This is a genomic window from Microbulbifer sp. SE14, from assembly GCF_059834885.1.
In genome coordinates, this window is record NZ_JCBAJA010000007.1 from 116,158 (window position 1) to 138,557 (window position 22,400).

The following is a 22,400-nucleotide window of genomic DNA, read 5'->3' on the forward strand; positions in this document are numbered from 1 at the left end:
AATAATTGCGTCGATCCCGGCAGTGGGGGGACGGCGGGCTATTCTAGGTGAGTTTCCCGGAAAACTCTTTTTGAACCACAGGGATATTCGGTATGAACTCTGTATTCCCCCGGGGTCGCCGCCTCTGCACTGGCGCCCTGCTCTGCCTGCTGGCGCTGTGGCTCAGCGGCTGCGGCATCAACAATATCCCCGCCTACGACGAACAGGTCAAAGCCGCCTGGGCCCAGGTAGAGAACCAGTACCAGCGCCGCGCCGACCTGATCCCCAACCTGGTGAAGACCGTCAAGGCCTACGCCGCCCACGAGCGCGAGACGCTGCAGGCGGTGACCGAGGCCCGCGCCAGGGTGGCCTCCATGCAGGTGGACGAGAATCTGCTCAACGACCCGGCCAAGCTGCAGCAGTTCGAGGCGGCCCAGGCCCAGCTCTCCAGCGCCCTGGCGCGCCTGATGGTGGTGGTGGAGCGCTACCCGAACCTGAAGGCGGACCAGAACTTCCTCGCCCTGCAGTCACAGCTGGAGGGCACCGAGAACCGCATCGGCGTGGCGCGGCGGGATTATATCCAGGCTGTGGAGCGCTACAACCGCGAGATCCGCACCTTCCCAGGACGCATCTGGCATATGATCCTCTACAGCGACATGCCCCTGCGGGAGACCTTCCAGGCCACCAGCGAAGATGCGGAAAAGGCCCCGGAAGTCGATTTCCAGTAACCGACCCGCCGATCCGCCATGACCTGCCGCCGGCTCGCCATCGCCGCTGCCGCCCTCGCCGCGCTGCTCTGCACCGCGGGGGCGCTTGCCGATGTGCAGTTCCCGCCCCTTTCCGGCCGGGTGGTGGACAGGGCCAATCTGCTGAGCCCGGAGACGGAGTTCAAACTGACGGAAATCATGCAGCAGCACGAGAAGGAGACCAGCAACCAGCTGGTGGTGGTCACCCTGCCGGACCTGCAGGGACTGACCATCGAGGAGTACGGCTACCAGCTGGGGCGCGAATGGAAGCTGGGAAAGAAAGGCAAGGACAACGGCGCCCTGCTGATAGTGGCGCCCAATGAGCGCAAGGTGCGCATCGAGGTGGGCTATGGCCTGGAGGGCGCGCTGACGGACGCCCTGTCGGCCAATATCATCCACACCAAGATATTGCCGAAATTCAAGGCGGGCGACTTCGACGGCGGCGTCACCGCGGGCATTCAGTCGATGATCGCCGCGATTGGGAACGAGTATGTGGCCGAACCCACGGAAACCGGCGGCGACCGCCGCCTGGCCCTGCTGGTGGGCCTGTTACTGCTGCTGGTGATGCTGCAGCTGTTCGGCGCTTCAGTGCTGGGGGCCCCGGCCGGCAGCCGCAACTACCGTCGCGGCCGTTATGGCGGCTATTACGGCGGCGGCGGCTTCGGCGGTGGCGGCGGATTTGGAGGCGGCGGCTTCGGCGGCGGGGGCGGCGGCTTCGGTGGTGGAGGCGCCTCGGGGGGATGGTGATGCTCAACAGCCAGTACCGGCGAAGGCTCGCCGACACGATAAAAGAGGTGGAGTCGCGCACCGACGCGGAGCTGGTAACGGTGTTGGCGCGGCAGGCGGACAATTACCTCTATATTTCCACCCTGTGGGCCGCCTTCCTGGCCCTGCTGCTGGCGCCACTGATGCAGTTCCTGCCCTGGTGGCTGGATTACCAGCAGGCATTTACCCTGCAGTGGATACTGTTTATCGCCCTGGCGGTGCTCTTCCGCTGGCGGCCGCTGACCATGCGCCTGGTGCCGAAAAAGGTGAAGTTCTGGCGCGCCGCCAACCTGGCCCGGCGGCAGTTCCTGGAGCAGGAACTGCACAATACCGAGGGCCGCCTGGGACTGTTGATCTTCGTCGCCGAGGCGGAGCACTATGTGGAGATACTGGCCGACCGCGGCCTGGCCGAGCAGATCACCGACGAGAACTGGCGGGAAATCGTCGAGAATTTCATCCGCGAGATAAAGCGCGGCAAGACCGGCGAGGCCTTTGTGCACTGTATCGAGAAGTGCGGCGAGCTGTTGCAGGAGGCCGCCCCGGCGACGGCGATCAAGAACGAACTGCCCAACCACCTGATCATCCTGGATTGAGCGCATGAAGATTGGAAAACCCACCCTGATAGCCGCAGTCACCCTGCTGCTGATCCTGGTCACCTACGCCGTCAATGGCGCCCTGACCCAGAGAAATGCCTCGGCCGCTGAAGACCGCGGGGGCAAGTCGCGGTTTGCGCGCCTGTTCGAGCGCAGCGATGTCAGCCTGGAGCAGCGGATACTGAAGCTGGAAACCTCTCTCGACAGTGCCAACCGGATCCAGTCGGAGTTGCTGGAGCTGGTCGAGGACCTGCACCAGCGCCTGGACCGCTACGCGCCGCAGCTGCCGGAGGAGCCCGGCACCGCCGCGGTCAGTGTGGCGGAAGAGCACCACCTGGAAGACGAACAGCTATCCCGCCGGGACCACTACAACCGGCACCGGCAAATGCAGCTGCAGCGGCTGATCGACGCCGGTCTCAATCCGGACAGGGCGGAGTTTGTGCTGGACAAGCAGGAGCGCTTCCAGTTCGAGCATATGAAACTCGCCTACGAATACCGCCACCTGAAAAACAAGTCCTCCGAGGAGGCCGAAGCCCTGCGGGAGCAGCTCAGCATCTACAGCCACCCGCGCAAGATGTTCGAGCACGAGCTGAGCGAGCAGGAGTTTGAACTCTACCTGGAGGCCAACGGCGGGCGCCAGGAGATGCAGATCGACAGGGTGGTCGCAGATACGCCCGCGGCCAGTGCCGGCCTGAGGCCGGGGGACAAGATCATCTCCTATAACGGCGAACGGGTCTTCCATATGGGCGACCTGCGCACGCAGGTCTACCGGGTGGAACCGGGAAAAACCGTCGCCGTGGAGGTGCAGCGGGCGGGGAGTTCGAGCAGGGAAGTGATCTATGTGCCCAGCGGGCCGCTGGGAATCCAGGGCTGACAAATCCGTAGGAGCGGCCGTTGGCCGCGATCGGGTTCTCGGGCTACCCCAGACATCGATCGCGGCCATGGGCCGCTCCTACTTTTGCCCTCTCCCTCGGTCCTGTTTACTCGCGCCGTCCATGGCACTCGCCCCAGCCCCCAAGTTGCCACTGAACCAGCCGGGGCGATAAGGTAGAAGCTTACCCCGGCGATCGCGGACAGGGGGAAACACAAACTCCCGCGGTACCGGTGCACTGGAAAATAAGAAAAGGAGAAAGGTACCGTGCGTAATCCCACAACAAGAATACTTCCTCTTCCCGGCTATCTGCTGCTGGCTATCAGCTGCCTGCTGTCCGCAGCTGCCGGCGCCGATACCCTGGAGGTAAAAGCGCCGGTCACCGAAGCCGTGTTGTTTCCCGATCAGGCACAACTGACACGCAGCGCCGTGCAACGGCTCCCCCGGGGGCGCCATCAGCTGTTGGTAACCAATCTGCCGGAACTCGACCTGAACTCGCTGCAGGTGGAAATTCAGGGCGCGGCCCTGCTCGGTGTGCGCGAAGGCGAAGCCAGCGAAGCCGAAGACGTCTCCCGCAACCGCCGGGAACTGGAACAGAAAATCACCGGGCTGCAACAGGCCCTGAAAGCGGCGGAAGCGGAAGACAAGCTGGACCGGCAACAGATAGAACGCATGCTGTCACTGCTGGGCCAGGGCAACGAAGGGCCCGGTTTCTACGCGCAATTGCCGATTGCTGAGTGGCCCAAGGCCTGGGCAGAGATCCGCGAGGCGGTGGACCAGCGCCAGGCGGCCATCAACCGGCGGGATCTTCAGCGCCTTTCCCAGCAGCGCGAACTGGAAGCCCTGCGCCAGCAGCATCAACTGCTGGGACGCTCGCAGCGGAAGCGCACGCAGCTGCTGCTGGAAGCCGAGGCCCCGCAGTCGCTGCAGGCGGAACTGAAACTGCGCTATTTCACCGACATGGCTTACTGGGACAACCAACTGGACATAAACCTGGCCAGCGCTGCTGAGGAGGTGGCGGTCAGTAGCGTGGCACTGATCAGCAACGAGACTGGTGAGGACTGGCTGCAGGTGGCCCTGACCCTGGGGCTGGTGCCCGCAGGCTACCGCAGCCTACCGGAACCCACTCCCTGGGTGGTGGATCTCGCAACCCGAAGAAAAAGTTCGGACTTGATGATGGTGGCGCAGCCAGAACCAGTCGCCGAGTTGGAAGAAGTGGTAGTTACGGGCCTGCACATGCCGCAAGCCCGAGCCCACGGCTTCGACATGCGCATCCCCCTCGAACCAATGGACCTGCCCAGCGACGGCAGCAGTGCGCGCGTGTCCTACCAGCGCGCCACCTTCCCGGCAGTCCTCAGCCGCGAGAGCTACCTATGGCAACAGCCGGCGGTGCTGCTGGTCGGCGAGTGGCAGAACCGCGCCGAGCTGCCCTGGCTGCCCGGGGAAGTCACCCTGCTGCGCGACGGCCAGCGCCTGGCCAGCTACCGTCGCGATTCCACCATCGAACCGGGTGAGACCCTGCGCATGAGCTTCGGCGACGACCCGCGCCTGCAGGTGGAGATCGCGCGCGAACCTGCAAGCCGCGGCAAAACAGGCCTGATCAACCGGGAGAACACCTTCTCGTCCCTGCAGAAGATCACGCTCAACTCCAGTTACGACAAAGCCGTTTCTGTGGACGTCTTCGACCGCTTGCCGGTTGCCGCCGACAGCAGCATCAAGGTTGCCGCCAAAGGCGACCCCGCGGACGAGACGAACGTGCGCGACGTCAAGGGATTGCAGCGCTGGCAGCGCCGGGTGGAAGCTGGTTCTTCGGCGGTTCTCAGCGCGGGCTATGAGATACGCTATCCGCGGGATGAACAGCTGAGTGGCATCTAGTGTGGTGTAAGGTACTAAATACGGTTATCAGCGGGCCGCTAAGCGGCCAGATGCAAGACGCATTTGCGCAGGCGTAGTTGTTCTACGTCAAGCAAATGCAACGCCGCAGATGGCTGCTTAGCGGCCCGCCCGAAGGGAGCCCCCCAAAATGCCCACAGCGGCGTTGCCGCTCTTGGAAAGGGCGTGCCATTCCCTGCGAGCGGCGCCTTGCTGTGAACATTTTGGGGGGCTCTGATAACCGCATTTAGTACCTTACACCACACTAGGTGCCGAGCCGGGCTCGGCGTTCCCAGGGTGCGCTATTGCAGGGATGATAGGGATATGCGTTATTCCGCAGCTTCCGGGCGCATATGCGGAAACAGCAGCACATCGCGGATCGACGGCGAGTCGGTCAGCAGCATCACCAGGCGGTCTATGCCGATGCCCTCGCCGGCGGTCGGCGGCAGGCCGTATTCCAGCGCGCGGATGTAGTCGGCGTCATAGTGCATGGCCTCGTCGTCGCCGGCGTCCTTCTCCGCCACCTGGGCCCTGAAGCGTTCCGCCTGGTCCTCGGCGTCGTTCAGCTCGGAGAAGCCGTTGGCGATCTCGCGGCCGCCGACGAAGAACTCGAAGCGGTCGGTGACGAAGGGGTTGTCGTCATTGCGCCGCGCCAGCGGTGACACCTCGGTGGGGTACTCGGTGATAAAGGTCGGCTGGTCCAGGCGGTGCTCGACGGTCTTCTCGAAGATTTCTATCTGCACCTTGCCCAGGCCCCAGCTGTCCTTCAGCGGGATCCCCAGCTTCTCTGCCACCCTGCGCGCGCGCTCCAGGTTGTCGATATCGGCGTGGCCGAGGCCCGGGTTGTAGCGCAGGATGGAATCGAACACCGACAGGCGCGCAAACGGCTTGGCGAAATCGTAGCTGCTGCCCTGGTACTCGACAGTTGTGTTGCCCAGCACTTCCGAGCAGATGCCGCGCAGCATCTCCTCGGTCAGGTCCATCAGGTCGTTGTAGTCCGCGTAGGCCTGGTAGAACTCGAGCATGGTGAACTCGGGGTTGTGGCGCGTGGACAGGCCCTCGTTGCGGAAGTTGCGGTTGATCTCGTAGACCCGCTCGAAGCCGCCCACCACCAGGCGCTTCAGGTACAACTCCGGCGCCACGCGCAGGTACATATCGATATCCAGCGCATTGTGGTGGGTGATAAACGGCCGCGCCGTGGCGCCGCCGGGAATCACCTGCAGCATCGGCGTCTCCACTTCCATAAAATGGTGGCCGTTGAGGAAATTGCGGATGTACTCGATGATCTTCGAGCGGGTGCGGAATACCTCGCGGGATTCCGGCGTCGCGATCAGGTCCACATAGCGCTGGCGGTAGCGCAGCTCCTGGTCGGCGATTCCGTGGAATTTTTCCGGCAGCGGGCGCAGGGCCTTGGTCAGCAGCGTGTACTCCTCGCAGTTGACGTAGAGGTCGCCCTTGCCGGACTTGTGCAGCGCACCTTTCACGCCGACGATATCGCCGATATCCCAGGCGCCGAAGCGCTCCTTGATATCCCGCTGTGCGGCCTTGTCCGCGTACAGCTGGATGCGACCGGACACATCCTGGATCACCATAAAGGGGCCGCGTTTGGCGAGGATGCGCCCGGCCACGCAGGCGCTTTTGCCCAACTCTTCCAGCTCTTCCTTGGATTTTTCACCGAACTCAGCCTGCAGGTCGGCGGCGAGGTTTTCGCGGCGGAATGCGTTCGGGAAGGCATTGCCCTTCTCGCGCAACGCAGACAGCTTGGCGCGGCGCTCGGCGATGAGTTTGTTTTCGTCTTGCTGGGTTTGGGTATCAGTCATGGTGAATCGTCATTTGCGATTTAAAAGGTTCTTGTAGGGTGCGCCGCGCGCACCGCTACGTTGAGTGGGCGCACGGCGCACCCTACGCGGGTTCAGATTCTTACAATCCCGCCTTGAGGCTCGCCTCGATAAACTGGTCCAGGTCGCCGTCCAGCACCGCCTGGCAGTTGCTGGTCTGCACGCCGGTGCGCAGGTCCTTGATGCGCTGGTCGTCGAGGACATAGGAGCGGATCTGGCTGCCCCAGCCGATATCCGCCTTGCTTTCCTCCATCGCCTGCTTCTCGGCGTTGCGCTTCAGCATCTCCTGCTCGTACAGCTTGGCGCGCAGCATCTTCCAGGCCTTGTCGCGGTTCTGGTGCTGGGAGCGCTCGCTCTGGCAGGCCACGACGATACCGGACTCGATATGGGTCAGGCGCACCGCCGAATCGGTCTTGTTCACGTGCTGGCCACCGGCGCCGGAGGCGCGGTAGGTGTCCTCGCGCACCTGGGACTTGTCCACCTCGATCTCGATATTGTCATCGATCTCCGGTGACACGAAGACAGAGGTAAATGACGTGTGACGGCGATTGCCGGAATCGAACGGCGACTTGCGCACCAGGCGGTGCACGCCGGTCTCGGTGCGCAGCCAGCCGAAGGCGTGGTCGCCCTGAAAGTGGATGGTGGCACTCTTGATACCGGCCACTTCCCCCGCAGAGGCCTCCTCCAGGGTGGTCTTGAAGCCGTGGGCCTCGCCCCAGCGCAGGTACATGCGCAGCAGCATCTCCGCCCAGTCCTGGGCCTCGGTGCCGCCGGAGCCGGCCTGGATTTCCAGGAAGGCATTGTTGGGGTCGTTCTCGCCAGAAAACATGCGACGAAACTCGAGCACACCCAACTGCTGCTGGAGGCCCTCGATCTCATTGGAAACCTCGGCCACCGAGTCCTCATCGCCCTCTTCCACCGCCATTTCCAGCAGCTCGCGGCAGTCGGAGATACCAGCGTCCAGAGTCTCGATGGTTTTCACCACCGTTTCCAGAGAGGAGCGCTCGCGCCCCAATTCCTGGGCGCGCTCGGGATCATCCCAGACACTGGGCTCGGCCAGTTCCAGCTCGACCTCGGTCAGGCGCTCTTTCTTGCCGGCATAGTCAAAGATACCCCCTAAGAACGTCGGTGCGCTCTTCGAGGTCTTTCAGTTGATTGAGGAGGGGGTTGATTTCCATGAATTCTCGGATTCCGGGCTGTGTATAAAGCGGCGCGCATTCTACCGCAGCGCGCCGGGGGGGTTCCAGTGGCCCCAGGTTCAGTGGAGCTCCGTAGCGGGCTCCGGGCGCCTAGCCCGTGTCCCGCAAGCAGCCACCGGTAGCAGGACCACCACCACACCCACTATGCGCCCGGTGGATCTGATTCAGGTACCAAACCAGTTCATCAGCAGCCCCGCAACGATAATCTGCGGCAGGGTCAGCAGCGGCAGCGCAAAGGCGATCCTCCAGGAGCCGCTGGTGTCCCTGATCGACATCAGCTCCGTGTAGTCGGTGGATACGCCGGCCATCAGGAAGGAAAAGGCGTTGCCGGGCGCGCTGGCGCGGCTGAAGATATCCGCCGCCAGCGGCGTGGCGCCCTCGGAGCAAACCTCGAGGATGGTGGCGGCCACCAGGGTAGCGCCCAGGCCCAGCAGCGACGGGCCGAACCACTGCTGGAATACCGCCGGGTCCACAAAGGCGCGCACCAGCACCGCCAGCACTATGCCCACCAGCAGCCAGCGCACTACCATCTGCGAGCCGCGAATACCCTCCCACAGCAGGCCGCCGATACTGGTCGGCGTCAGCTCGGCCCGCTGCCAGAGCCCCGCCACCTCAGCGCGCCAGTCGTAATCCTCCGGCAGCTCCACGCTGTTGGGATTGGAAGGCAAGCGGCCCCGCTCCACCAGCCGATCCGCCAGGTAGCCGGCAACCAGTGCGATCACCGCCGAGCAGAGGATAAACAGCAGGGTCCACCAGAAACCGATCAGCGCGATCAGGATCACCGTCAGTGACAGGGAGTTCCAGGGGCTGGCGATCAGGAAGGCCATCACCTGCCCCAGACTGGCGCCGCGCTTGTACAGCTGCATGCCCACCATCAATATGCCGTGGGAACACAGGTCGAAGAAGAGCCCCGCCAGGGTGGCGCGGAACAGGCCGCGCTTGCTGCCGCCGCGACCCAGCGCCTCGATTACCAGCTCCTGGGGAATACGCCCCAGCAGGCCGACAAACAGCGCGCCCGCCGCCACGCCCCACCACATGGTGTGCACCAGCTCCACCACGCCGGTGGACATATGGTGCAGCCACTCCGGCATTGCCGACAGATCCAGCACCCAGTAGCTGAAATAGAGAATCGCCACCAGCGACAGGCTGCCCCACAACAGCCAGTCGATGCGCCCGTGGGGCTCATCCGCACAACAGGCGGAGGTGTGCGATTCCACCACCACCGCCTCCGGCGGCGGCTGGGGTCCACAGCACTTGTCAGTCATGGGCACCTCCGGAAAGGCTGTCCAGGATCGCGCACTCCGGCGACTCGTCGCCAGCGCAGCTGTCCGCCAGATTGCGCAGGGTCGCGCGCATCTCACGCAGATTGCGCAGCTGTTCCTCGATATGCGCCAGCTTCTCCTTCACCAGCAACTTGGCATCGTGGCTGCGGCGCGCCGGATTGCGGTACAGCTCCAGCAGGTCGCGCACCTCGTCGATGGCAAAGCCCACCGCGCGGGCGCGCTGGATAAAGCGCAGCGTCTCCAGGTCCCGCTCGCTGTAGTCGCGGTAGCCGTTCTCCGAGCGCCCCGGGGACAACAGATCGATGGACTCGTAATAGCGCAGCGCCTTGGCCGTCAGGCCCGAGCGCCGCGCCGCCTGGGAAATATTCATGCAACCTCCCGCTTTCTTGCGATTTGACACGATGCAGGAGGTTAGAGATTACCTCAAGGGGAAGGTCAAGTGTCGTGGGGAGAGGAACCGCCACCGCCGTTTTCCGGGCAGCTGCCGCGCTGCTGGTACTGGATCTGGTCAGCGGGATCGAAGCCCAGTTCCAGGGCCGCGTCCAGCGAATCCATGGAGATCAGATGCAGCAGAATATCGCCGGTGGGTCCGCCGCAGACCGCCGGGTACATGCGGTCAGTGCGGGTGCCACAGCGGGACTCCTGCACCTGTACGCCGCTGTCGGTCAGTTTGGCGCTGCTCTGCTCGAGGGAAGTGCCGCCGCCTTCACACTGGCGGTTGCCGCGCCCCTGGAACACCCAGACCAGCTCCTCCGCCTGCACTGCCGGTTCTTCCGCTGCCATCTGCTCCTCCTTGCCGGGAGACTCGGTGGATTCCGTTTTTTTATCCGCCCGCTGGCCACAGGCCCCCAGGGACAGGGTGAGGACAGATACGAGCAACAGTAAACGTGTATTTCTCTTCAATTGAGCTTCCTCCGTAAAGCTTGGGACCGGCTTTCGGGTCAGCCGAGCGCCAGCCAGGCGCCGACACCCAGCATCAGGGTGCCCGCAATGCGGTTGATCAGGCGCAGATTCTCGCCGCTCGCCAGCAGGCGGCTGAGGGTGCGCCCACCGCCAGCGTAAATCAGCAGGCACAGGGTTTCCAACAGCAGAATGATAGCAAGCAGCACCGCCAGCTGCGGCGCCAGGGGATGGCTGTCGCTGATAAAGGGCGGCAGCAGCGCGACAAAGAAGGCCCAGCCCTTGGGGTTGGCCACCGCGGTGACGAAGCCCTGGGCCGCCAGCGCCCGGCGCGAGGGCGCCGGCGCACCACTGCGGTCCTCCGGCGCCGCCATCGCCATACGGCCCCGCGCGCGCCACATCTGCACGCCGAGCCAGGCCAGATAGGCGCCGCCACAGTATTTGAACACCTGGAAGGCACCGGGGTATTTCAGCATGAAGGCGGCGATGCCCAGCACCGCGGCCACCGCCACCAGCGCCACGCCGGTCAGTTCCCCGGCCATCATCCACAGGGTGCGGCGCACCCCCAGGGTCATGCCCATGGTCAGCGCCAGGGTCATGCACAGCCCGGGCGTCACTGAAACAAAAAAGAAAGTGGGCACGAACAGCGCCAGCAGCGAGAGGTCGATTGCGCTCATCAGTGATGGGTTCCCGTGTGGTTACCGTAGTGGCTCACCAGCATGCCGGCCAGCATCAGGCCGCAGCCGAGCAACTCGCGGGCGCTCAACAGTTCGTTGAGAAACAGCCAGCCCGCCGCCAGGGCGAACACCGCTTCCAGGCTCATGATTACCGTGGCGTGGGAGGGAGCCGCGTGGCGCTGCGCCAGCAGCTGGAAGGTAAAGGCGATGGCGGTGGAGAAGACCATCATATAGGCGATGGGCCAGGCGGCGTCGACGGCGGACTGCAGGCTGGGCTGCTCTACGAGCAGGGAGGCCACCGCCGACAGCAGGCCACACACCAGGAACTGCACACAGGCCAGCCGCAGCGCATCGTAGCGCCGCACCAGGTGATCCGCGGACAGCACCTGCACCGCGAATACGAAGGCGCTGGCGAATACCATCAGGTCCCCCACCAGCTGCGACTCCTCGCTGAAGTCCGCCAGCCAGTAGAGTCCCACCAGCGCCAGTGCTATGCCGGCCCAGGTCCAGCGGTTGGTCCTGTGCCCCAGGGACAGGCCGATCACCGGCACCAGCAGCAGGTAGAAGCCGGTGATAAAACCCGCGCGGCCGGCGGTGGTGTACAGCAGGCTGGCCTGCTGCAGGGCGGCGCCGAGAAACAGCCAGAAGCCGAGAATGGCCCCGCCCGGGAGGCAGGCCCGCCAGGTGAATTTGATCCGGTGACCGCCCTCCTCGCCGGGCTGTATCTGGATGTCGCGGCGCGACGAGAGCCAGTAGACGATCGGAACCAGCAGCAGGCCGCCGAGAAAGAAGCGCCAGGCGTTGAACGCCAGCGGCTCAATATGCGCCATGGCGACTTTTTGCGGCACGAAGGCCACACCCCAGAAGAGGGCGGCCAGTAGCAGGAGCAGTTCGGCTTTTGCCTGTTGTCCTTTCATTACATCACTTCCAGAAATTCCATTGTCCGCAGGAGCGGCCGTTGGCCGCGATGCCGGGAGCACCGAGTTCCAGTTCGGCAATCGCGGCCAACGGCCGCTCCTCCAGGGGTATCGGCCCGTTCAGTCAATCAGATGGCCTCGAGGTGGCTCACCAGCAACTGCAGGGACTCGCGGCCGCGATATTCGTTGATATCCAGCTTGTAGGCCAGCAAAACCTTTTCCGCCGGTTGTGGCCACTGGTCGGTGTCCACGTTGAAGGCAATCGCGTCCAGCGCCAGCTGCGGGTTGCCCTGCGGGGCCACCACCATCTTCAGGTGGCGCTCGCCGACGATGCGCTGCTGCAACAGCAGGAATTCGCCGTCGAACAGCGGCTCCGGAAACGCCTGGCCCCAGGGCGCACAGGCGCGCAGGGTGGCCGCCGTCTGCATGGAAAACTCCGCCGGCTCCAGCTCGCCGTCGGAATCTATCACCGCCTGCAGCTGCTTCTCTGTCAGGCGGTTGCGCACCGCCATTTCGAAGGCGTCGACGAAGACGGGGAAGTTTTCCAACGGCAGGCTGAGGCCTGCCGCCATCGCGTGGCCGCCGTACTTGGTGATCAGCTGTGGGTGGGCGGCGGCCACATCGCTCAGGGCGTCGCGGATATGCAACCCGGGAATGGAGCGCGCCGAGCCCTTGATCAGGCCCGAGGTTGAGGTACTGTCCCCCTCGGCGAAGGCGATCACCGGGCGGTGGAACTTCTCCTTGATGCGGCTGGCGAGTATGCCCACCACTCCCTGGTGCCAGTCCTCGTCGTAGAGGCACAGGCTCCAGGGGACTTCGCCGTCCAGCTGCAGCTTTTCCAGCGCCGCCATGGCCTCCCGCTGCATGCCCTGCTCTATCGCCTTGCGGTCCCGGTTCAGGGCGTCCAGCTCGGCTGCAAGTTCGCGTGCCTCGGTCGGATCCCGGGTCAGCAGGCAGCGGATGCCGGTGCCTATATCGTCCAGGCGCCCGGCGGCGTTGATGCGCGGGCCGAGGATAAAGCCGATATCGGTGGTGGACAGCTTGCGCTGGTCGCGCCCGGCCACCTCCAGCAGCGCGGCGATACCCGGGCGGCAGCGGCCGGCGCGGATGCGCGCTATGCCCTGGTGTACCAGGATGCGGTTGTTGTGGTCCAGCGGCACCAGGTCCGCGACCGTGCCCAGGGCCACCAGGTCCAGGTATTCGGCCATATTGGGGGGGCTGATGCCGCTATCGGCGAACCAGCCATTCTCCTCCAGTGCACTGCGCAGGCGGCTCAACAGATAGAAGATAACCCCGACGCCGGCCAGGTTCTTACTGGGAAAATCGCAGTCGGGTTGGTTCGGGTTGACGATGGCATCCGCATCCGGCAGCTCGGCCCCCGGCAAGTGATGGTCGGTAACGATTACCGTCATGCCGGCGGCCTTGGCCGCGGCCACACCGTCGATACTGCTGATGCCGTTGTCGACGGTGATCAGCACGTCGGGCCCATATTCCCTGGCCACCTCGACGATTTCCGGGGTCAGGCCGTAGCCGAAGTCGAAGCGGTTGGGCACCAGGAAGTCGACGCCCGGCGCGCCCATGGCGCCGAGGGCCAGCACCGCCAGGGTGCTGCTGGTGGCGCCGTCGGCGTCGAAGTCGCCGACGATCAGGATCTTCTTCTGTTCGCGCACCGCATCCACAAGCAATGTCACCGCGGTTTCCAGGCCGCGCATGGCCAGGGGCGAGTGCAGTCTGGCCAGCCGGTGATCCAGCTCGGCCTCGCTGGTGACGCCGCGGCCGAGCAGCACCCGCTGCAGGATTTTCGGGGTATCAGAAGCAAAACGGCCAGTGGAGAAATCCACTGGCCGCCGCTGAATTCTTGTGGTCATTCTTGCTCAGCTGTTTTCTAGGTATCGAGTGCCGTCGCGATAAAGTCGTGGACCTGTTTGAGGTCGTTGGGCAGCACTTTCATGCGCTCTGCGCGCTCGAACAGGTCCTGCATATGCGCCGGCAGGGGAATTTCATGGGTGGGCAGCGCGCGGGCCACCGCCTCGGGGAATTTTGCCGGATGGGCGGTGGAGAGGCAAACCATCGGCTGCTCCGTCGATTTGCGCACTTGGCGCGCCGCCTCGACGCCGATGGCGGTGTGCGGGTCCAGCAGGTACTCGCAGGACTCGTAAACCTCGCGGATCACCTCGACGGTGCACATATCGTCGACCCGGCAGGAGGAGAAGACCTCCCGCGCCTTGCCCAGTGCTTTCTCGCTCAGGTGCATGGGTGCGCTGCGGTCCGCCAGCAGTTCCGCCACCGCAACGCCGTCGCGGCCGTATAGATCGAACAGCAGCCGCTCGAAGTTGCTGGACACCATAATATCCATGCTCGGTGACAGGCTGTGCACCAGCGGCTTCGGCGAGTGGTCGTTGTCGCTGATGCAGCGGTGCAGGATATCGTTGGCATTGGTGGCGATCACCAGCTGGTCGATGGGCAGGCCCATCTGCCGGGCCAGGTAGCCGGCGAAGATATCGCCGAAGTTGCCAGTGGGCACGGAGAAGTTGACCGTCTTCTGTGGCGCGCCCAGGCGCAGGGCGGCGTAGAAGTAGTAGACGATCTGCGCCATGATGCGCGCCCAGTTGATCGAGTTGACCGCCACCAGGCGGCGGCCGTCGGGAAGAAAGGACTGGTCGGCAAAGCTGGCCTTGACCATGTTCTGGCAGTCGTCGAAGTTGCCCTCCAGGGCGATATTGAACACATTGTCCGACAGCACCGTGGTCATCTGGCGGCGCTGCACCTCCGACACGCGGTTGTGCGGGTGCAGGATAAAGATATCGATATTGTCGCAGTGGCGGCAGCCCTCGATGGCAGCAGAGCCGGTATCGCCGGAGGTTGCCCCCATCACCACCACCCGCTCGCCACGCTTTTCCAGCAGGTGGTCGAACAGCTGGCCGAGGAACTGCAGGGCGAAATCCTTGAACGCCAGGGTCGGGCCGTGGAACAGCTCCAGAATCCACTCGTTGGTATCCGTCTGCACCAGCGGCGCCACGGCGCTGTGGCGGAAGCTGCTGTACGAACGCTCGATAATGCCGCGCAGCTCCTCGCCGGAGAGATCATCGCCGACGAACGGCTGGATAATGCGGAAGGCGAGCTCGCGATAATCCAGCCCCGCCATTTCGGCAATTTCCTCGCGGGAAAATTTGGGCAGGCTTTCCGGCACATAGAGGCCGCCATCGCTGGCGAGGCCCGTCAGAACTGTGTCGGCGAATGAGAGAGACGGCGCGCGGCCGCGGGTGCTGATAAATTTCACGGTGTGGTTCGTTGTCTAGATTGAAAAACCATTTGTAGGAGCGGCCCGGCCGGGAGCGGCCGTTGGCCGCGATCAATGCCGATCGTTTGGCACAATATGAAGCCCTGACGCCGCCGGTGGCCATCCGGCAAACGTTTGCCGATGAGGCTGTTGCCGGATGGCCACCGGCGGCAGGGCCGATTCGGAGCCACTGTATTCGGCCCTGCAGGGAACAGGAAGTCAGTTAGCCGAGCGTCTCGACCCGAATCCGCACTACCTCGCCCTCGACGGTATCCAGCGCCTCTATCTGCGTCACCGCCTCGCGCAGGCGGGCCTCCTTGGCGCGGCTGGTGAGTATCACCACCGGCACCAGCGCCTCGCCCTCGGCGGGCTCGTGCTGGATCAGCGCCTCTATGCTGATGCCCTGGTCGCTGCAGATCTTGGCCACCTGGGACATGACGCCGGGCTTGTCGTGGGCGGAAATACGCAGGTAGTAGCTGGTCACCACCTCGTCCATCGGCAGCACCTGGGTGCCGCCCTGGTTGCCCTTGGCCACGCCGGCCGCCGGCACCCGCTGGTCCGGCCTGGCCTCCAGGGTTCGGGCCACATCGACGATATCGGCGATCACCGCGGAGGCGGTGGCCTCGGCGCCGGCGCCGGCGCCGTAATAGAGCGTCGGACCTACGGCGTCGCCGTTTACCAGCACCGCATTCATCACCCCGTTCACATTGGCGATCAGGCGGCGCTGGGGAATCAGGGTCGGGTGTACGCGCAGCTCCACACCCCGCTCGGTGCGCCGCGCTATACCCAGGTGCTTGATACGGTAGCCGAGTTCATCGGCGTAGCGGATATCCTCACTGGACACACCGCTGATGCCCTCCGTATACACCTTGTCGAACGCCAGCGGCATCGCGAAGGCCAGGGAGGCCATGATCACCAGCTTGTGCGCCGCGTCTATGCCCTCGACATCGAAGGTAGGGTCCGCCTCGGCGTAGCCCAGCTGCTGAGCCTGGGCCAGGGCCTCTTCGAAGCTGCGCCCCTTTTCGCGCATCTCGGTGAGGATATAGTTGCCGGTACCGTTGATGATGCCCGCCAGCCACTGGATGCGGTTGCCCACCAGGCCCTCGCGCAGGGATTTAATGATCGGGATACCACCGGCCACCGCCGCCTCATAGGCGATGGTCACGCCCTTTTCCGCGGCCGCGGCGAAGAGTTCGTTGCCGTGCTCGGCGATCAGCGCCTTGTTGGCGGTGACCACATGCTTGCCGTTATTGATGGCGGCCAGCACCAGCTCCCGGGCCACGGTGGTGCCGCCGATCAGCTCCACCAGTATGTCCACGTCCGGGTTGTTGGCCACGTCGAAAATCTCGCGGGTGACCTTCAGCTCGCTGGTATCGCAGGCCGGATTGTCGCGGCGCGCCCCGACTTGCACTATTTCCAGCGGGCGCCCGCAGCGCGCGGCAATCTCGCTGCCGTTGCGCGCCATCACGTTGACAGTACCGCTACCGACGGTACCCAGGCCGCAGATGCCGATGCGTGCCGGGCGCCGCGGGCTCTCCACCTGGAGAGGGTTTGCCAGTTCGGTGGTTTCTTCGACGGGTGCGCTCACAACTTCCCTCCGCGCAAACAGCTCAATCCCAAAAGGACCCGGACGGCCCGGGCGCCGGACTCAAGCCAGGCAACAGCGCAATAAGTGGTAATGAAAAACGATAAAAGGACGACAACCTTACTGAGGTGAAGGGGAAAATGTCAATAAAATTGCGCGCTCGTGCCGACCCTTTGGCGCGCCTGGGGCCCCTTCCGTCACCCTTTCATTCATTGACAGACAAAGGCGCTACCAGATGCTATAAAGGCATCTACTAGCATCAGGTACCGCCACCCTGCGAAATTGCGCCAGCGGCCGCTTTGCGCAAAATAGGCGGCACCTGAGAGCGGCGCAACCAGCGGTAAATCGATGAAGAAAACCCTGATCCTCTACACCGGCGGCACAATGGGCATGCGGCGCAGCGCGTCCGGCTATGTACCGGATGCGGATCTGGAGGCCCTGCTGGCAAGACTGCTTGCCGGTATAGCCAGCCAGTTGCCCGAGTACGATTTCCTCGCCCTGGAGCGCCTGCTGGACAGCGCCAATATGCAGCCGGCCGACTGGTACCGCATCGCCGCCTGTATCCGCGACAGGTACGGCCATTACGACGGCTTCGTGGTACTGCACGGCACCGACACCATGGCCTATACCGCCTCCGCCCTGTCCTTCGCCCTGCAGGGGCTGGACAAGCCGGTGATAGTCACCGGCTCGCAGATACCGCTGCGGGAGATGCGCAGCGATGCCCACAACAACCTGATCGCCGCCCTCCTGTTGAGTGCCGACGAGGCGCTGACCGAAGTCTGCCTCTACTTCAACGGCAAGCTGCTGCGCGGCAACCGCGCCACCAAGGTCAGTTCCGGCTCCCTGGATGCCTTCGCCTCCCCCAACTATCCATTGCTGGGCGAAGTCGGCATACAGGTGGATATCGACAGCAGCGCCCTGCTGCCGGCATCGGCGCGGCGCAACTTCCAGATCCCGGCGTTTGCCGATGGCGGCGTGGTGGTACTGAAACTCTTCCCCGGCATATCGCCATTCTTCCTGAACAAGATGCTGGAATACCGCCCCCGGGGACTTGTGATGGAAACCTACGGCACCGGCAATGCGCCGACGGAAGACAAGACCTTCACCGGAATATTGGAGAAAGCCGGCAGCCGGGGCACCATCTGCGTGGCAGTATCCCAGTGCCTGGAGAACCGCGTGGAGCTGGGCAAGTATGCGGCCGGCTCGGCACTGCTGGAGGCGGGCGTGATCGGCGGCCTGGATATGACCACCGAGGCCGCCTACACCAAGCTGAACCACCTGCTGGCCAGGGGCCTGCCGGAGACGGAGGTGCGGGAACTGATGCAGACTTCGCTGTGCGGGGAGTGCACCCTGCTCCACTAGCGGAAAAAAGTCCGACGACTTCGCCAGACACGGACCACCAATGAGCAAAGACTTCTCGCAAAACCTGCGCCTGCTGTGCAGCTACTACCGCTCCATCGCGGATGTGTGCCGGCGCATGGGCGTCAACCGGGCGCAGTTCAACAAATACCTGAGCGGAGACACCCAGCCCTCCCGCTACACGTTGACGAAGATCTGCGACTTCTTCGGCGTCGAGCCGCACGAGATACTGATGCCCAGCGAGCAGTTCGCGCAGATAGTGCGGGTGCGCAGCACCCCCGGCAGCAGCCAGGCCCCGCGGCGGCCATACAGCGCGGATATAGAGCGGCTGATGCAGGAATCGAAGGGGCGTGCAGACAAATACCTGGGTTTCTATTTCGAGTACCACTACTCGATGACCTTCCAGGATCACATTATCCGCAGCCTGCTGCACATAGAGTCCGATGGCGACGGCTACTACTTCCAGCGATTCGAGCGCATGCGCTACCCGGACAGGGACGAGTGGTACAAATCCCGCTACCGGGGCATGCTGTTCTTTCTCTCCGAACGCATCTTCCTGATCGGCTACGAGGCGCTGACCCGCAATGAGATAGCCCAGACCATTCTCTACCCTACCTACAAGAGCCGGGTGAGCTACCTGTCCGGCCTCAAGCTGGGCGTCTCCGCCAGCGACAGGCGCGAGCCGGTCTGTACCAAGGTGGTACTGGAATCCCTGGGGCGCAATATCAGCATCAGGAGCGCGCTCAAACTGTGTGGCGTCTTCGGCCCGGAATCGGAGGAGATCAATCGCAATATCCGCGAGAACATTCGCGCGACGAATACAGAGGGGCCGCAGAGTTTCTTTGCCACGCCGCTTTAGAAAAAATGCTGATTAACAACGTCGACAGCCAGATGTGAAGACCCTGCCGCCACCCAACTACCCAAACACAGGCATACCGGGCACGGCCCATAGGAAGCAGTAATGACAAGCGAATTCCACACCCTGAAACCCACACCGCTGTTCACCGCCGGCGCCGCCCTGCGCCGGGAGCACGACCTCCTGGGCGAGCGCGAGATACCCGCCGATGCCTACTTCGGCATACAGACGCTGCGCGCGCTGGAAAACTTCCAGATCACCGGCATCACCCTGAATCACTTCCCAAACCTTGTGAAGGCGCTGGCCATGGTCAAGAAGGCCGCCGCCCGCGCCAATCGTGAACTCGGCTACCTGCAACCGCAACTGGCCGATGCCATTGGCAGTGCCTGCGATGAGATTATCGCCGGCGAACTGCACGACCACTTCCTGGTGGACATGATCCAGGGCGGTGCCGGCACCTCGACCAACATGAACGCCAACGAGGTGATCGCCAACCGCGCGCTGGAACTGCTCAGCCACGAAAAGGGCGACTACAAAAAGGTGCACCCGAACAACCACGTGAACCTGTCCCAGTCCACCAACGACGTCTACCCCACGTCCATCAACCTGGCGATACTGCTCAGCTACAGCGACCTGGTGCACTCGATGGAACAGCTGTGCCTGGAATTCGACAAGAAGGCCGCCGAGTTCGCCAGCGTGATCAAGATGGGCCGCACCCAGTTGCAGGACGCCGTGCCCATGACCCTGGGCCAGGAATTCGCCGCCTTCGCCGCCACCGTGCGCGAGGACGTGGACCGGGTTAAGGACCTGGTGGTGCTGTTCAAGGAAATCAATATGGGCGGCACCGCCATCGGCACCGGTATCAATACCGACCCGGACTACCGCCAGCTGGTGGTGAACGCCCTGTCGGAAATCTCCGGCATCGATTTCGTCTGCGCTGAAAACCTGGTGGAGGCCACCTCGGACATGGGGGCTTTCGTGATTTTCTCCGGCGTGATGAAGCGCATCGCGGTGAAGATTTCCAAGATCTGCAACGACCTGCGCCTGCTCTCCAGTGGCCCCCGTGCCGGCATCAACGAAATCAACCTGCCGCCGATGCAGCCGGGCTCCTCGATCATGCCCGGCAAGGTCAACCCGGTGATCCCCGAGGTGGTGAACCAGGTGGCCTACCAGGTGATCGGCAACGACCTCACCATCACCCTCGCCGCGGAGAGCGGGCAACTGCAGCTGAATGTGATGGAGCCGGTGATCGCCTTCAACCTGCTGCAGTCCATGCGCCTGATGACCCAGGCCATGGACACACTGGCACACCGCTGCGTCAACGGCATCACTGCCAACGTGGAGCGCTGTCGCGAGCTGGTGGAGAACAGCATCGGCCTGATCACTGCGGTGACGCCGTTTATCGGCTACGAGAACGCCACCCGCATCGCCAAGGAAGCACTGATCGGCGGGCGCAGTGTCAAGGAACTGGTATTGGAGGAGGGATTGCTGAGCGATGAGGAGCTGGGCGATATCCTCGCACCGGAGAATATGACCCAACCGCGCAAGGTAGCGCTGAAAGCAAAGGCCTGATGACAGAGGAAGCCGGCAGCGACCGCTGCCGGCGAACTCGCAATCAGATACCCAGCGCCTTCACCATGGTCTCCGGCGGCAGGTAGCCGGGCACCACGCTGCCGTCCTGCATCACTATGGTGGGCGTGCCGCGTACGTCTATCGCCTCGTTGCCCAGCTTGTACTGCTCCGCCACCGGGTTGTTCTTGCACACCTTCAGCGGCACATTCTCGCGGTTTTTCAGCGCGGTCAGGGTGCTGTTGCGGTCATCCGCACACCAGGCGGTGGCGATCTTGCGATAGCCGAGGGAGTTCAGGCCGGCGCGGGGGAAGGCCAGGTAGCGCACCTCGATACCGCGCTTGTTCAGCTCCGGCACATCGTTGTGCAGCTTGCGGCAGTAGCCGCAGTCCACGTCGGTAAACACGTAGATATGTGCCTTCTTCTCACCCTTGGGAGAGAAGACGATCATATCGTCGACGTTCTGCGCCTCCATGATCCTGGCGCGCTGCGTGGTGCGGCGCTGCTCGGAGAGGTTCGTCAGGCCACTGTTCTTGACCTGGTAGAGGTCACCGAAGATGAAGTGGCTGCCGTCCCTGGAGACGAACAGCGTATTGGCGCCGCCGTCCACTTCCACTTCGTACAGGCCGCTGATCGGGCTCTCGCGCACTTCGCCGTAGCTGGCCTTGGGATTACCGGCCGCGAGGCGCGCCTTGATGGTTTTCACCACTTCGGCGTCGACTTCCGCCTGGGCCGCCGGCCCCAGCAACGCGAGCAGTGCGCCGACCAGCATCAGCGGCTTGTTGAATAGCGTCATTCCCGATAGCTCCTTCAATTCTTCGTAGACTTCGACTGGTTCACCGGATTTCGGTTCCAGCCAGTATGGCACCATTTGGCGACAATGGATTCCTATGGCGCGTTTTACCATATCCGGCTGGCCGAGACCATGAACCAGCGCTACCCCCTCGGGTGGTGCTCCCGGTGCAGCTCCTGCAGGCGCGCCTTGGCCACCTGGGTGTAGATCTGGGTGGTGGACAGGTCCGTGTGTCCCAGAAGCAGCTGGACAACCCTGAGATCGGCGCCGTGGTTGAGCAGGTGGGTGGCGAAGGCGTGGCGCAGCGTGTGTGGCGACAGCGGCTTCCCGATCCCGGCCACCCCGGCCCAGTGCTTGATCCGGTACCAGAAGGTCTGGCGGGTCATCGGCCGACCGGCGCGGCCGGGGAAGCAGGTGTCGCCGTCCCCCGGCGGCAGCAGCTGCGGCCTGGTGGACTTCAGGTAGCGCAACATCCAGTCCTGGGCCACCTCGCCCATGGGTACCAGCCGCTCCTTGCCGCCCTTGCCGAACACCCGCACCACTCCCTGGCGCAGGTTGACCTGGGACACGCTCAGCTCCACCAGTTCGGTGACACGCAGGCCGCAGGCGTAGAGCAGTTCCAGCATGGTGCGGTCGCGCATGCCGATGGCGGTGTCGGTGTCCGGCGCATCCAGCAGCGCCTCCACATCCGCCTCGGTGAGGGACTTGGGCAGCGGCTTGGGCAGTTTGGGGTTCTCGATCAGCGCCACCGGGTCTTCCTGTATCAGGCCCTGGCGCAGGCAGTAGCGGTAGAAGCTGCGCAGCGAGGCGAGGGCGCGGGCGCTGGAGCGTGCAGAGTGTTTCAGTTTGTGCTTGTGGGCGAGGAAGCCCTGTACCTGCTCCCGCCCCGCGGCCAGCAGCTCCCTGCCGCCATGCGCCTTACAGAATTCCGCAAAGGCGCGCAGATCCCGGCCGTAACTGTCACGGGTATGCTCGCTGGCGCCGCGCTCGGCCCAGAGCATATCCAGCCAGCGGGTGATCAGGGGTTGCTGTTTGGCGGTGGTTTCCATAGGCGCATTAAAGCACAAATGTCGCAAGGCATTCGCAGTCCCGGGTCCCGACTCGAATGCCGCCAAGTTAGGGTTTTCGATTCGGCTCTACCACCGGTGGCCGCCCGGGAAAAAGCCTCATCGGCAAACATTTCCCGGGCGGCCACCGGTGGCAGAGCCTTACATTGTGCCGGAGGAAAGATTATTGCCCGCTTAATTTAGTGCCATTCACCAGGGTGCCAGCTCCCATCGAGGGCGAACACAAGGTTCGCTCCAGCCGCTCCAGGCAC

The 22,400-nt window shown here is 63.8% G+C and carries 20 protein-coding genes; 8 read left to right on the plus strand and 12 right to left on the minus strand.

The window, feature by feature from the left end; translation table 11 throughout:
- Nucleotides 1-92 precede the first annotated feature (92 nt).
- The 5 genes from AC6R19_RS07185 (at nucleotide 93) to AC6R19_RS07205 (ending at nucleotide 4,829) form a co-directional block, all read left to right on the plus strand.
- Nucleotides 93-707, plus strand: coding sequence for a LemA family protein (locus tag AC6R19_RS07185; RefSeq protein ID WP_500579113.1), 615 nt, complete (start codon nucleotides 93-95; stop codon nucleotides 705-707).
- An 18-nt stretch (nucleotides 708-725) separates the two neighbouring features.
- On the plus strand, nucleotides 726-1,472 hold the full coding sequence (locus tag AC6R19_RS07190; RefSeq protein WP_500579114.1) for a TPM domain-containing protein: 747 nt from the start codon (nucleotides 726-728) through the stop codon (nucleotides 1,470-1,472).
- Nucleotides 1,472-2,083 (plus strand): TPM domain-containing protein, encoded by a 612-nt coding sequence (locus AC6R19_RS07195; RefSeq protein WP_500579115.1) that lies wholly within the window; start codon nucleotides 1,472-1,474, stop codon nucleotides 2,081-2,083. Before AC6R19_RS07190 ends, AC6R19_RS07195 begins: the two co-directional genes overlap by 1 nt.
- A gap of 4 nt (nucleotides 2,084-2,087) precedes the next feature.
- Nucleotides 2,088-2,957 (plus strand): PDZ domain-containing protein, encoded by an 870-nt coding sequence (locus AC6R19_RS07200; RefSeq protein ID WP_500579116.1) that lies wholly within the window; start codon nucleotides 2,088-2,090, stop codon nucleotides 2,955-2,957.
- 264 nt (nucleotides 2,958-3,221) lie between these two features.
- Nucleotides 3,222-4,829 carry a DUF4139 domain-containing protein gene (locus tag AC6R19_RS07205; protein ID WP_500579117.1) on the plus strand — a complete coding sequence of 536 codons (1,608 nt, stop codon included), beginning with the start codon at nucleotides 3,222-3,224 and terminating at the stop codon, nucleotides 4,827-4,829.
- Between the two features lie 326 nt (nucleotides 4,830-5,155).
- On the opposite strand, the gene lysS is transcribed toward AC6R19_RS07205, so the two are convergent.
- The 10 genes from lysS to AC6R19_RS07255 form a co-directional block, all read right to left on the minus strand.
- Nucleotides 5,156-6,646 carry a lysine--tRNA ligase gene (gene lysS, locus AC6R19_RS07210; protein WP_500579118.1) on the minus strand — a complete coding sequence of 497 codons (1,491 nt, stop codon included), beginning with the start codon at nucleotides 6,644-6,646 and terminating at the stop codon, nucleotides 5,156-5,158.
- Between the two features lie 100 nt (nucleotides 6,647-6,746).
- Nucleotides 6,747-7,842 (minus strand): peptide chain release factor 2 gene (gene prfB / locus AC6R19_RS07215; RefSeq protein WP_500579119.1). Its coding sequence is split into 2 segments (ribosomal slippage): nucleotides 6,747-7,769 and nucleotides 7,771-7,842, totalling 1,095 coding nucleotides; the frame shifts between segments, so codons are not numbered across the junction.
- A gap of 185 nt (nucleotides 7,843-8,027) precedes the next feature.
- Nucleotides 8,028-9,128 (minus strand): permease, encoded by a 1,101-nt coding sequence (locus AC6R19_RS07220; RefSeq protein ID WP_500579120.1) that lies wholly within the window; start codon nucleotides 9,126-9,128, stop codon nucleotides 8,028-8,030.
- Nucleotides 9,121-9,516, minus strand: a complete 396-nt coding sequence (gene cueR, locus AC6R19_RS07225) for a Cu(I)-responsive transcriptional regulator (protein WP_500579121.1) — start codon at nucleotides 9,514-9,516, stop codon at nucleotides 9,121-9,123. Before cueR ends, AC6R19_RS07220 begins: the two co-directional genes overlap by 8 nt.
- 65 nt (nucleotides 9,517-9,581) lie before the next feature.
- A complete protein-coding gene (locus AC6R19_RS07230; protein WP_500579122.1) occupies nucleotides 9,582-10,049 on the minus strand; it encodes a hypothetical protein in 468 nt (155 codons plus the stop codon).
- 38 nt (nucleotides 10,050-10,087) lie between these two features.
- The gene (locus AC6R19_RS07235) at nucleotides 10,088-10,723 is read right to left on the minus strand and encodes a LysE family translocator (RefSeq protein ID WP_500579123.1); all 636 of its coding nucleotides are present in this window, start codon (nucleotides 10,721-10,723) and stop codon (nucleotides 10,088-10,090) included.
- A complete protein-coding gene (locus AC6R19_RS07240; RefSeq protein WP_500579124.1) occupies nucleotides 10,723-11,640 on the minus strand; it encodes a DMT family transporter in 918 nt (305 codons plus the stop codon). The genes AC6R19_RS07235 and AC6R19_RS07240 overlap by 1 nt, the downstream gene beginning before the upstream one ends.
- 128 nt (nucleotides 11,641-11,768) lie before the next feature.
- Entirely contained in the window at nucleotides 11,769-13,508 is a 1,740-nt protein-coding gene (recJ, locus tag AC6R19_RS07245; protein WP_500579125.1) for a single-stranded-DNA-specific exonuclease RecJ, read from the minus strand.
- A gap of 17 nt (nucleotides 13,509-13,525) precedes the next feature.
- Entirely contained in the window at nucleotides 13,526-14,920 is a 1,395-nt protein-coding gene (thrC, locus tag AC6R19_RS07250) for a threonine synthase (RefSeq protein WP_500579126.1), read from the minus strand.
- A gap of 223 nt (nucleotides 14,921-15,143) precedes the next feature.
- Nucleotides 15,144-16,460 (minus strand): homoserine dehydrogenase, encoded by a 1,317-nt coding sequence (locus AC6R19_RS07255; protein ID WP_500579193.1) that lies wholly within the window; start codon nucleotides 16,458-16,460, stop codon nucleotides 15,144-15,146.
- Between the two features lie 393 nt (nucleotides 16,461-16,853).
- Here AC6R19_RS07255 and AC6R19_RS07260 point away from each other — a divergent pair, with 393 nt between their 5' ends.
- The 3 genes from AC6R19_RS07260 to aspA all read left to right on the plus strand — a co-directional run bounded on the left by AC6R19_RS07260 (nucleotide 16,854) and on the right by aspA (nucleotide 20,292).
- Nucleotides 16,854-17,867, plus strand: a complete 1,014-nt coding sequence (locus AC6R19_RS07260) for a type I asparaginase (protein ID WP_500579127.1) — start codon at nucleotides 16,854-16,856, stop codon at nucleotides 17,865-17,867.
- Between the two features lie 40 nt (nucleotides 17,868-17,907).
- Nucleotides 17,908-18,723, plus strand: a complete 816-nt coding sequence (locus AC6R19_RS07265; RefSeq protein WP_500579128.1) for a helix-turn-helix transcriptional regulator — start codon at nucleotides 17,908-17,910, stop codon at nucleotides 18,721-18,723.
- A gap of 102 nt (nucleotides 18,724-18,825) precedes the next feature.
- On the plus strand, nucleotides 18,826-20,292 hold the full coding sequence (gene aspA / locus AC6R19_RS07270) for an aspartate ammonia-lyase (protein WP_500579129.1): 1,467 nt from the start codon (nucleotides 18,826-18,828) through the stop codon (nucleotides 20,290-20,292).
- A 43-nt stretch (nucleotides 20,293-20,335) separates the two neighbouring features.
- Here the strand turns inward: aspA and AC6R19_RS07275 are convergent, their stop codons facing one another.
- Nucleotides 20,336-21,085: a DsbC family protein gene (locus AC6R19_RS07275; protein WP_500579130.1), complete on the minus strand. Its 750-nt coding sequence runs from the start codon at nucleotides 21,083-21,085 to the stop codon at nucleotides 20,336-20,338.
- Nucleotides 21,086-21,225: 140 nt separating this feature from the next.
- Complete coding sequence (xerD, locus tag AC6R19_RS07280) at nucleotides 21,226-22,131, minus strand: site-specific tyrosine recombinase XerD (RefSeq protein WP_500579131.1); 906 nt, start codon at nucleotides 22,129-22,131, stop codon at nucleotides 21,226-21,228.
- Nucleotides 22,132-22,400 lie beyond the last annotated feature (269 nt).